The following is a 10,093-nucleotide window of genomic DNA, read 5'->3' on the forward strand; positions in this document are numbered from 1 at the left end:
GGGTTGGGCAGCATGCGCCTGGCATGCTGCAACGCGAAAGTTAACTATTCTAAGGCGCCGTGCAAGGCAGTGAAAGAGTTGACATGCACGCAAAGTTGTCGAATGCAGGAACCGAGTCGCGAGTGTGCTGTCTTCACGTCGTTACGCGCCCGGGTTCGACTGGAATTCAGCATCGCCGGTTACATAGTACCAACGGCCCTGGTCGCGTCTGAAACTTGAGCGCTCGTGCAGCCGTCCGGGTTCTGCCTCACTGACGTAAAACGCTTCGAACTCCACCATGCCAACGGTGTCCTGCTCGCCGCCTGCCTGTACATCCATAATCCGCAGTCCCGTCCAGCGGGTATGTCTGAACTGCCGTTTTAGCGCACCGCGCTCACCCGGCTGACGTCGCTCAGGCGCCAGGGTGTCGATCAGGTATGATGCGAGACCCAGAGAAAAGGCGCTGTAGCGCGAGCGCATCAGGCCTTCGGCGGTGGTCGCCGGTCGCTTGCCGCTGATGGCAGGCTCACAGCAGTCACGGTACAGCTTGTCGCTTTGACAGGGGCAGGGCATGTCCGGGGTGCCGGTCATCTTGGCGGCAGATTTTTTCTTCGACATGGGTATCCGTCAGGTTAAGCAGCGGCGGCGGGACGGAAATGGATCGACGGCGCCCTAGCTGTTAGGCTTTAATGCTCGCGGCGGCGCGGTGTTTATCCGTGCGGCCGCATACTGGCCCATAGTCTAAACAGGATCCGATGTGGCGTCTGCCGTCGGATTGATCATTTTTATCAGGGAAGCTTCGATCCGATGTCTGTCTCCGCCACGCCGACCTTCTTCTGGCACGATTACGAAACCTTTGGCGCCGACCCCAAGCGCGATCGCCCGGCGCAGTTTGCCGGTGTACGTACCGACATGGAACTGAACATCATCGAAGAGCCGGTGATGTTCTTTTGCAAGCCGGCGGATGACTTTCTGCCCAGTCCCGATGCCTGCCTTATTACCGGTATTACACCGCAGCAAGCGCTGGTGGAGGGTGTCTGCGAGGCTGAATTCATTGCTCGCATCCATGCAGAAATGTCTCGCCCGGGTACCTGCGGTGTGGGGTATAACAGCATCCGTTTTGATGATGAGGTGACACGTTACACCCTGTACCGCAATTTCTACGATCCTTATGCACGTGAGTGGCAGAACGATTGCTCGCGCTGGGACATCATCGACATGCTGCGCCTGACGCGCGCCCTGCGCCCCGAAGGTATTGAGTGGCCGAGCTACGACGACGGTACACCCAGTCTGCGGCTGGAAGATCTGACCCGTGCCAACGGCATCGATCATGGTCATGCCCATGATGCGCTGTCCGACGTTTATGCAACCATCGCCATGGCCAAGCTGGTGCGTGAGCGTCAGCCAAAGCTGTTTGACTATGTGCTGAAAAATCGTGGCAAGCGTGCGGTGCAGGCGTTGCTGGATGTAGCGACCCACAAGCCGGTACTGCATGTTTCGTCCCGCTATCCGGTGGAGTGGGGTAACTGCGCCATTGTTGCCCCCCTGGCCGGGCACCCGGTCAATCGCAACAGTGTGATCGTGTGGGATTTGCGGGTGGATCCGACGCCCTTGCTCAGTTTGCCCGCCGATGAAATTCGCCGCCTGATGTACACCCGGCATGAGGATCTTGAGCCGGACGCGCCGCGCATCGCGCTCAAGCAGGTGCATATCAACAAGTGTCCTATCGTCGCGCCGGCCGGAATGCTGACGTCGACGGAGGCCAAGCGGCTGCAGATCGATGGCGATAGCTGCCGTACGCATTTGCAGATCCTGCGCAGTTTTGATGGCCTGCAGGCCTGTCTGGCCGAGGTCTTCAGTGAAAGCGATTTCGATACGCCATCCGACCCCGATCAGATGCTTTATAGCGGGGGCTTCTTTGGTGAAGCGGACAAGGCCGCGATGGCACGGATTCGAGACTGCGACCCGGCGGAACTCGGCTCACTGGAACTGGCCTTTCAGGATCCGCGACTGGAAGAGATGTTGCTGCGATACAAGGCGCGCAACTTTCCCAACAGCCTGACAGATGATGAACGTCTGCACTGGGAAGAGTATCGCCATCGCAAGCTGCTGGGTGACAACAACGACGGTTACCTCGGCATGACGGCATTCTATGAACGCTTGAATACGCTGTACCAGGCACCGGAGCGCACCGATGCGCAGCGTCGCATTCTGGAAGAGTTGAATGTCTATGCCGAAGCGATCTACCCGATGGAAGGCATGGATGGATGAGTCGTCTGAAGCTTGGCGCCTGTGTGTTGAGCCTGCTGGCAACGCCCCTCTGGGGTGATGAGGTTTTGCCCTATGCGCTGACCGAGCCGCAGGGCTTTTCCGGCGGTTCCGTCGACGCCCAGAGCGTGTATGACAACAAGGCGCGTGGCAGTCTTGATACGGAGCCCATGCCCGAGGTCAGGCCGCAGGCAAGCGGGCCGGAACTGCCGGCGCCCTACATCGTGCCTTATGCCGGGACTCCGCAAGCCAGTGAAGTTCTGATCGGCCCCGTACGCACGCCCACACCACCGAGCGGGGAAGACCGAGTCTTCGAGCAAATCCGCACCGAGCCCGGCTCCCCCTATCTTGAAACGAAGGAGCAGCCATCCGGCTGAGCCTTATCTTTTATCAGGCGCCCGGCACGAAGGCATCCGCGGCCTTGAGGGCGCTGATGGCCGTATCGGCGCGCCGCATCGTTTCCCGCGTCCCAAACTCGGCGCGAATACTTTTGCCAAAGCTGCGTACCAGCAGGCGCCGTTTGTTAATGCTGCCAAACTCACGTTGCAGGTCCGCTACACTGAGCGCCTCTATGGCGGCGGCAAGCTTCTCTTTACTGTTAAAGCCCAGCTCACCCCGATCCAGCTCCTGCCAGTAACGCCCGCTACGCTGCCTCAGGCTGGTTTCCTTTTGCAGCAGGCGGGAGAGTGTACTGGCTTTGATCGCGGCCAGGCTTGTGGCGTCCAGCTGACTGAACAGGGGCGCACTGTCATGCAGGAACTGCTCCATTTTTTGCGCCAGCGTGAGCGGATCCGCCACGGGCGATTGCACCACCAGTGCCAGTCCCGGCACATTCAGCAGTGGCAGGGCGCTGGCAAAAACGACATAGCCCAGCTGCTGTTCAGTGCGCAGCTCATTGTAAAACGGCGCTGACAGCATTTCGCCCAGCAACATGTAGGCGGCCCGGGTGCTGAGCTGGGTGTCCTGCCCCTGCAGGTACAGGGTTACGGCGGAGTCGTCATGTTCCAGCTCCAGTGTCTGTACCAGTGTCTCCTGCGGGTTCAGCTGGACGACATCGATACTGACGGGCTCGGCAACCTCGGCGTTGTGACGTAGCACCTGGTTTACTGTTTGTGCCATGGCCAGGGCTTCGTCGGCCTGTCGGTTGCCGTGGGACAGCACGCGCAGGCGGGTTTTTGCGAGCAGTCTGGGTACGAAACGCTGCAGCTGCTCAAGCGAGATGTCGTTCAGTGCCGCCAGTTTCTGCTCGCTGGACCACTGCGGCAGCAGCAGGTTGTACAGCTCGCCGGTCGTCTGGTGATAAGGCGTATCGTTGCGCTCGTTCGCCAGTTCCTGGGCGTACTGGCGGCGGATAAGCTCAAAACGGCCGGCGTCCAGTTGTGGCTTGACCATGGCTGCAAGCAGGGCATCGAGCAGCAGCGGCTGGCGTTCGTTGTAGCCGGATACCCGTACGCTGACACCTTTCATGTGCGGGTACAGGCTCACCGAGAGGCCGGCCAATGCCGCGTCGTACAGGGTTTCGTTGAGCTGGTCGTTGACCATGCGGGTATAAAGGGCGCTCAGCACCGCGCCTGTGGCATCGGCATTGCCCGGCTTGGACAGCAGCGAGAAGTAGAAGTCGGCCTTGGGAATGCGAAACTCATTGTCCTGCTGATGCCATAGCTCAAGTCCGGATTTGGACAGCAATGCCTGCGGGCGGGTACGCACAGGCGTTTCCAAAGGCTTGAGGTCCAGTTCCGTGGCTATGTAGGGGTTGAGCTCGCGGATAGCCAGCATGTCGTCGCCCGCCGGATTGCGGCGCCACTGGGACAGCTGCGCATCATCGAGTGGCGTGATGCGATAACCGGTGTTGTACCAGGGGTCGACGCTGTCGGTGTCCAGATCCTGCGCCTGCAGTGTGAGCTGCATGTTGTGTGGGCGCACCGGTTCCAGAAAGCGGCGGATCAGTCCGGCATCGAAGTCGGCAAACAGGTAGCTGGCATCCAGCACGTGTTTTGCCGGGTATTCCTGCAGCGCTCGCGCCAGTGAGCGTACGTAGTGGCTCGGCGGGCTGGGTTCGAGAAAGTGAAACCGGGTGGCATTGAGCTGGCGTTCTTCAGCATACAGCTGCTCGTCGATGCCGCTTTGACGCAGCAGGCGCACATAGCTGAAAAAGAGCGCGACTACCTGCTGGTAGTGGTCAAACCCCGGCTCTGTGAGGTCGATATTGACGGCCAGGGATGAGGCGTTGGGCAGGTCCATTCCCGCCGAGGCGCTCAGTCCATGGGCCCATCCCCGGGCCTTGAGCGCCGACAGGAGACTGCCTTTGCCTTCATAGCCGATCAGGCTCGACAGGTAGTGCAGCGGCTTTTGCGCCCAGTAGTCGCGCGCCGGGGGCAGCGGGAAACTCAGGCTCAGTTGCCGCGTATCGTCCAGTGTCTGGATATCGAGCCGGGCGGGCAGGGTGCCGGGCGTGTAGAGTGGCGCGGTGTCACGATAGGGGGCTGCATCGAAATTCTTGATCGCGGCAAAGCGGGATTCGACCAGCGTACGCAGCGTCTCGACAGGCTCAGCACCCAGTACCACCAGGGTCATCAGGTTGGCGGAGTAGTAGCGCTGGTAGAAATCAAGCAGGTCCTGGCGCAGTGCGCCCGGTTCGTCGTTGGACAGGGTTTCCAGGTTGCCGACGTTGAACTGACTGAAGCTGTGCTGCGGGTTGATCAGGCGTTTGTAGGTGCTCCAGATGCGCCGTCCGTCGTCGCGCAGGCCGCTCTGGTATTCGGAGTTAACGGCGTTACGCTCTCTGTCCACATAGGTTTCGTTGAACAGCGGCGCGATAAAAAACTGCGAGAATCGATCCAGTGCCGGCGCCAGGTTCTCGGCGCTGACATCGAAAAAGTAATTGGTGTTGTCGTAGGATGTGTAGGCGTTGTGACTGCCGCCACTGGCGCGGATAAAGGCCTGGTAGGCGCCGGCCTCCGGGTATTTTTCGGTGCCCAGAAACAACATGTGCTCCAGAAAGTGCGCCAACCCCATGCGCTCCTTCGGATCGGCATTGGAGCCTACGTCGACATCAAGGGACGCGGCCGCCTTGTCGGTGTCGGGATCCGATATCACCAAGACCTTGAGCTGGTTTTCCAGTGTGAAGCTCAGGTAGTCCCGAGTGTCGTTGGGGCTGACGTTGATTTGGCTCTGGGCCAGTACCGGCAGACTGATCAGCCAGCAAAACAGCAGTATAACTGGGGCGGCGAAGCGTGGTTGTCTCATAGCGTCTGGAGGTCCTTGGGTACCGGCGACAGGGGCAACATACTACTGAGCCTGCGCATGACTTGTCACTCAGAGTTGTGAGCCATGTGACTATGACCGCGGCGCAAAGTTCGGCTTCCCCTGATATCCTGCAGTGGATGGGGCCGCGCCGATGATGCTGTGGCTCGCGTCCGTACGCTGCGTGGCAGTAACGGGCTACAGTCGATACAATCGGAGTCTATTTCGGGCCAGTCGGTCGAGCAAGGGAATACCATGAACCGAGAGAAAGTGATTTTTGCGTTCTTTATCGTGCTGGCGCTGACGCTGAACTTTGGCTTTTTCATTGGTGAGATAAGTAACCCCCACCACCACAATGAGTACGAACTGTTCGCGGCGCTGGTGACGAGTCTGATCTGCACCGTGCTGAAGTTCGGCGATCGTACCCATGTTGGCGCCCTCATGCTGGCGACCAGCCTGGTGGCGGATCTGCAGCTGGTGGCTGCAGCGGTCATCTGGGGCTACGCCGTCCAGATTGGGGGTGGTCTCGACGAAATGATACTGGCCAGCATTGTCTCTCTGTCCGGTGGGGCGCTGATGGCCAATATCCTTTCCGTGGTGCTGCTGGTGGTCGAGACCGTGATGGTTCGGCGCTGACAGGCCCGCTGCGATGAATGATGTCATCTATATACTGTTGCGCCGACTGCGGGCCCCGCTGATCACGCTCATCGTCGTCTACGCGGTATCGGTGCTGGGGCTGGTATTGATTCCCGGTGAAGATGACCAAGGCCAGCCCTGGAGCATGGGCTTTTTCCATGCGTTCTATTTCGTCTCCTTTATGGGCTCGACCATCGGGTTTGGCGAGGTGCCCTACGCCTTTACCGATGCTCAGCGTTTCTGGACCCTGGCGTGTATCTACGCCACCGTGATTGCCTGGCTCTACAGCATCGGCATGTTGCTCGCGCTACTGCAGGAGCCGGCCTTCGGGCGCCTGATGCGCCGACGTGCCTTCGTTACTGAAGTGCAACGACTGCGCGAGCCGTTTTACCTGGTGTGTGGCTACGGGGTGACCGGCAGCCTGGTGGTGAAAAAGCTGGCGGCGCGGGACATTCGCAGCGTTGTGCTGGATCTCGAGCAGGAGCGCATCGATGCCGTGGAAATGGACGGGCTGTCGATCCGTGTGCCGCGCCTGTGTGCTGATGCCGCGCTGCCGGATGTGCTGCATGATGCCGGCTTGCGGCACCAGTGCTGTATTGGTGTGCTGGCAATGACCAACGATGATCAGGCAAACCTGTCCATTGCGATTGCCAGCAAGGTGCTGGTGCCCGAGCGCATGGTGATCAGCCGTACCGAATCCGATGTCACCACTGCCAACCTTGACTCCTTTGGGACTGACCTGATCGTCGATCCGTTTCGATCCTATGCCGACTATCTGGTACTGACAACGCATGCACCCTATACCCACCTGGTGTACGACTGGCTGCTCAATCCCCGGCACCGTCATATGGCGACGGTACACAAGCGCCGGGAAGGGCGCTGGATCATCTGTGGTTATGGCCGCTTTGGCCGCGCGCTGTTCTCGGCTTTCAGGCAGGCCGGCGTTGAGCTCACCCTGGTTGACGAGGGCAGTCCTGACCTGGTGCTGGCGGGACAGCATGTGCGGGGCATCGGTACCGAAGCGGTGACGCTGGAGGAGGCTGGTGTTCGTGATGCCGTCGGCATCGTGGCCGGTACCTTCCACGATGCCGATAACCTGTCGATCATCATGACGGCGCGGGCGCTGAACCCCAGGCTGATAACGGTGGTGCGCCAGAATCTGGGCGAGAATGACCTGGTGTTTCAGCATTCGCGCGCCGACTTTGTGATGGAGCCCGGGCGGATCATTGCCAACCGAATACTCGCGCAGATCAAAACACCACTGCTGCCGGTTTTTATCGCACGCATGCTAAGCGAACACGATGATGTGTGGGCCCATGTGTTGCTGAATCGCATGAGTCATGTCGTGGGCGACCGGGAACTCGATAGCTGGGGTATTCGGCTGTGTGAAGAGCAAACCCCGGCGCTGCTGATGCTGCAGCAGGGGCAGGTGCTAAAGTTGCGTACTCTCATGAAAGATCCGCGGGATCGCAGCTGCAGCCTGGCATGCCTGCCACTGATGCACAGGCGTGGCGATGAGGTACGGTTGCTGCCGGGTGAGCTTCTCGAGCTGCGCGAAGGGGATGAAATATTGTTTTGTGGCTTGAGTACAGCGCTGCATCAAATGGAGTGGACAGTGAATAATTACAACCTGTTGCAATACCTGCTCACCGGGCAGGACCACAGTCATACTTTGTTGTCGCGTCTGCTGCGCAGCAGCGGTGAGCGGTAATGGCCCAACTGCTGCTGGTGTTCACGGTACTGTTCTGGGTCGGAAACTCGGTGATGGCGCGGGCGATTCATCTGGAATTTCCGCCGGTCACCCTGGCGGCGTCACGCTGGACGCTCGCGATGGTGATTCTGTTGCCCTTCGTGCTGCCGCGCATTCGGCGTGAATGGAAACAGATCCGTGCCCACTGGCCGATCATCCTGCTGCTCTCGGTACTGGGTGTTTCCTGCTTCAATACCCTGATTTATACCGGCCTGCAGACCACCACTGCGACCAATACCACCCTGATGCACTCGATGATCCCGGTGCTGATTCTGATTATCAGTCGGGTCTTTCTGCACCATGCGGTCAGCGGGCGCCAGTGGGTGGGCGTTACACTGTCGATGAGTGGTGTGCTGGTATTGTTGAGCCAGGCGAGCCTGTCGGCGCTGCTCAGCCTGGAATTTAACCGCGGCGACTTGTGGGTGTTTGTTGCCGTGCTGGACTGGGCACTGTACTCCATTTTGTTGCGCTACAAGCCGGTTGAGATCAGTGGATTGGCGTTTCTTGGCATCACCATTTCGGTGGGGGCCGTGGTGCTCTGGCTGCCGGCCATACTGGAACTCAGCCAGGGGCGCATGCCCGAACTGACGTTGCACACGGGATTGACGGTACTGTACATGGCCATATTCCCGTCAATCCTGGCTTATTTGTGCTGGAATCGGGGTGTTGCGGAACTTGGCGCCCCAGTGGCGGGTCTCTTTATCCATCTTATGCCACTGTTTGGGTTGGCGATGTCGGTATTGTTTCTTGGAGAGCAGGTACAGGCTTTTCATTTCATCGGGATCACCCTAATATTCGGTGGCATTTATCTGGCCGTCGTTACTGATACACTGCGTAACCTGCGACCAACCAAAACACAGGAGCCTTCATGCAAAAGCTGATGACCATAATGTTCGCCGTTTTTCTGAGTTTTACCTTGCTGACGCCAGAGGCCGACGCGGGTAAGCGCTTCGGCGGCGGTAGCAGCATTGGCAAGAGTTTCTCCCTGCCCAAGAAAACGACGGCCCCCACAGCCACTTCGTCGACCACGCAGCAAAAAGCGGCCGCGCCGACGACTGCCCCGCGCAAGCCGGGCTTTGGCGGCATGCTCGGCGGCCTGCTGGCCGGTGGTTTGCTGGCTGCCCTGTTCATGGGCGGTGCCTTTGAAGGCATGCAAATAATGGATTTCCTGCTGATCGGCCTGCTGGCCTTCGCGGCATTTAAGCTGTTTGCCATGTTTCGGCGTCAGAATGCACCGGCCTATGCCGGCGCAGGCGGTGCGCCGATCCAGGGGCATGCTGATACCGCGCAGAGTGAACCGATGGCGCGCAGCTCAGCCCAGGCTGAACCTGTTGCCGCGAATGCTGCGGGTGCCGGTTTTGGTGCCGGGCTTGGTAATAGTGAAATAGAGACACCGCAGTGGTTTAACCGCGACGCTTTCGTGGTGGGTGCCCAGAAGCACTTCAGCCACCTGCAGAAATGCTGGGACGAGCAGAACTGGGATGAAATCCGCAGCTACGTATCACCGGAGCTCTTTGCCGAATTGCAGGCTGAACGGGGCAAGCAGGGTGCGCAGAAGACCGAAGTCGTGTCTGTCATGGCAGAACTGGCGGGCTTCACTGACAACAAGGATCACGTGGTTGCGAGCATCAACTTCTACGGCTGGCTGAAGGAAGATTCCGATCAGACCACCGAGTTCAGTGAAGTCTGGCACCTCATGCGTGACATGTCGGTTGAGAATGCCGACTGGGTGATCGTTGGTATCGAGCAACCCTGAGGTATTGCCTGCCCGCGCTCGAGCGCGGGCGGCTGCCAGGCGCACTGGACAGCAAATCAGGATCCACACTAATTTGCTGATTTTAAAAATAAAATGCCAAAGGGGGTTGTGCTGTCGCGAAGCCCTCTATACTATACGCCCCACGTTGATGCGGGGTGGAGCAGTCTGGTAGCTCGTCGGGCTCATAACCCGAAGGTCATAGGTTCAAATCCTGTCCCCGCTACCATATTAAAAGGCCGGTAATATTTAGTTATCGGTCTTGTGAATAGGCCTGAAGTCGAAAGATTTCGGGCCTTTTTCGTTTCTGAGCAGTGAGCAGCAAGAGCGTAAAGCGTCGGGCTCGCTCTTCATAAGGGCAGCGAAGGTCATAGGTTCAAATCCTGTCCCCGCTACCCTATTTAAGAGGAAAGCCTGGTACTGAAAAGTGTCAGGCTTTTTTCGTTTCTGAGCAGTGAGCAGCA

The 10,093-nt window shown here is 59.0% G+C and carries 8 protein-coding genes and 1 tRNA gene; 7 read left to right on the forward strand and 2 right to left on the reverse strand.

The genetic code is table 11. The features are described 5' to 3' along the window. Positions 1 to 141: 141 nt before the first annotated feature. Entirely contained in the window at positions 142 to 597 is a 456-nt protein-coding gene (locus F451_RS0120500) for a YchJ family protein (RefSeq protein WP_020683292.1), read from the reverse strand. A gap of 189 nt (positions 598 to 786) precedes the next feature. Here F451_RS0120500 and sbcB point away from each other — a divergent pair, with 189 nt between their 5' ends. Beyond that, on the forward strand, positions 787 to 2,250 hold the full coding sequence (gene sbcB / locus F451_RS0120505) for an exodeoxyribonuclease I (RefSeq protein WP_020683293.1): 1,464 nt from the start codon (positions 787 to 789) through the stop codon (positions 2,248 to 2,250). Beyond that, a complete protein-coding gene (locus F451_RS0120510; RefSeq protein WP_020683294.1) occupies positions 2,247 to 2,624 on the forward strand; it encodes a hypothetical protein in 378 nt (125 codons plus the stop codon). The genes sbcB and F451_RS0120510 overlap by 4 nt, the downstream gene beginning before the upstream one ends. Positions 2,625 to 2,637: 13 nt before the next feature. Here F451_RS0120510 and F451_RS0120515 read toward each other — a convergent pair whose 3' ends face one another. Further along, positions 2,638 to 5,493, reverse strand: coding sequence for an insulinase family protein (locus tag F451_RS0120515; protein WP_020683295.1), 2,856 nt, complete (start codon positions 5,491 to 5,493; stop codon positions 2,638 to 2,640). Between the two features lie 252 nt (positions 5,494 to 5,745). Here F451_RS0120515 and F451_RS0120520 point away from each other — a divergent pair, with 252 nt between their 5' ends. From F451_RS0120520 to F451_RS0120540, 5 genes are all read left to right on the forward strand, one after another. Beyond that, complete coding sequence (locus F451_RS0120520; RefSeq protein ID WP_020683296.1) at positions 5,746 to 6,126, forward strand: DUF6394 family protein; 381 nt, start codon at positions 5,746 to 5,748, stop codon at positions 6,124 to 6,126. 13 nt (positions 6,127 to 6,139) lie between these two features. After that, positions 6,140 to 7,837 carry an NAD-binding protein gene (locus F451_RS0120525; protein ID WP_020683297.1) on the forward strand — a complete coding sequence of 566 codons (1,698 nt, stop codon included), beginning with the start codon at positions 6,140 to 6,142 and terminating at the stop codon, positions 7,835 to 7,837. Further along, positions 7,837 to 8,757 carry a DMT family transporter gene (locus tag F451_RS0120530; RefSeq protein ID WP_020683298.1) on the forward strand — a complete coding sequence of 307 codons (921 nt, stop codon included), beginning with the start codon at positions 7,837 to 7,839 and terminating at the stop codon, positions 8,755 to 8,757. Before F451_RS0120525 ends, F451_RS0120530 begins: the two co-directional genes overlap by 1 nt. After that, entirely contained in the window at positions 8,745 to 9,632 is an 888-nt protein-coding gene (locus tag F451_RS0120535; RefSeq protein WP_020683299.1) for a Tim44 domain-containing protein, read from the forward strand. The genes F451_RS0120530 and F451_RS0120535 overlap by 13 nt, the downstream gene beginning before the upstream one ends. Positions 9,633 to 9,781: 149 nt before the next feature. Beyond that, positions 9,782 to 9,858: transfer RNA gene (locus F451_RS0120540), tRNA-Met, on the forward strand. The last annotated feature ends 235 nt before the right edge of the window (positions 9,859 to 10,093 follow it).

The organism is Marinobacterium rhizophilum DSM 18822 (genome assembly GCF_000378045.1).
Lineage (GTDB): Bacteria > Pseudomonadota > Gammaproteobacteria > Pseudomonadales > Balneatricaceae > Marinobacterium_A > Marinobacterium_A rhizophilum.

What these genes read in the sequence shown, in the direction of transcription:
- F451_RS0120500 (WP_020683292.1), bottom strand. Translation starts at nt 597, where the DNA reads ATGTCGAAGAAAAAATCTGCCGCCAAGATGACCGGCACCCCGGACATG.
- sbcB (WP_020683293.1), top strand. Translation starts at nt 787, where the DNA reads ATGTCTGTCTCCGCCACGCCGACCTTCTTCTGGCACGATTACGAAACC.
- F451_RS0120510 (WP_020683294.1), top strand. Translation starts at nt 2,247, where the DNA reads ATGAGTCGTCTGAAGCTTGGCGCCTGTGTGTTGAGCCTGCTGGCAACG.
- F451_RS0120515 (WP_020683295.1), bottom strand. Translation starts at nt 5,493, where the DNA reads ATGAGACAACCACGCTTCGCCGCCCCAGTTATACTGCTGTTTTGCTGG.
- F451_RS0120520 (WP_020683296.1), top strand. Translation starts at nt 5,746, where the DNA reads ATGAACCGAGAGAAAGTGATTTTTGCGTTCTTTATCGTGCTGGCGCTG.
- F451_RS0120525 (WP_020683297.1), top strand. Translation starts at nt 6,140, where the DNA reads ATGAATGATGTCATCTATATACTGTTGCGCCGACTGCGGGCCCCGCTG.
- F451_RS0120530 (WP_020683298.1), top strand. Translation starts at nt 7,837, where the DNA reads ATGGCCCAACTGCTGCTGGTGTTCACGGTACTGTTCTGGGTCGGAAAC.
- F451_RS0120535 (WP_020683299.1), top strand. Translation starts at nt 8,745, where the DNA reads ATGCAAAAGCTGATGACCATAATGTTCGCCGTTTTTCTGAGTTTTACC.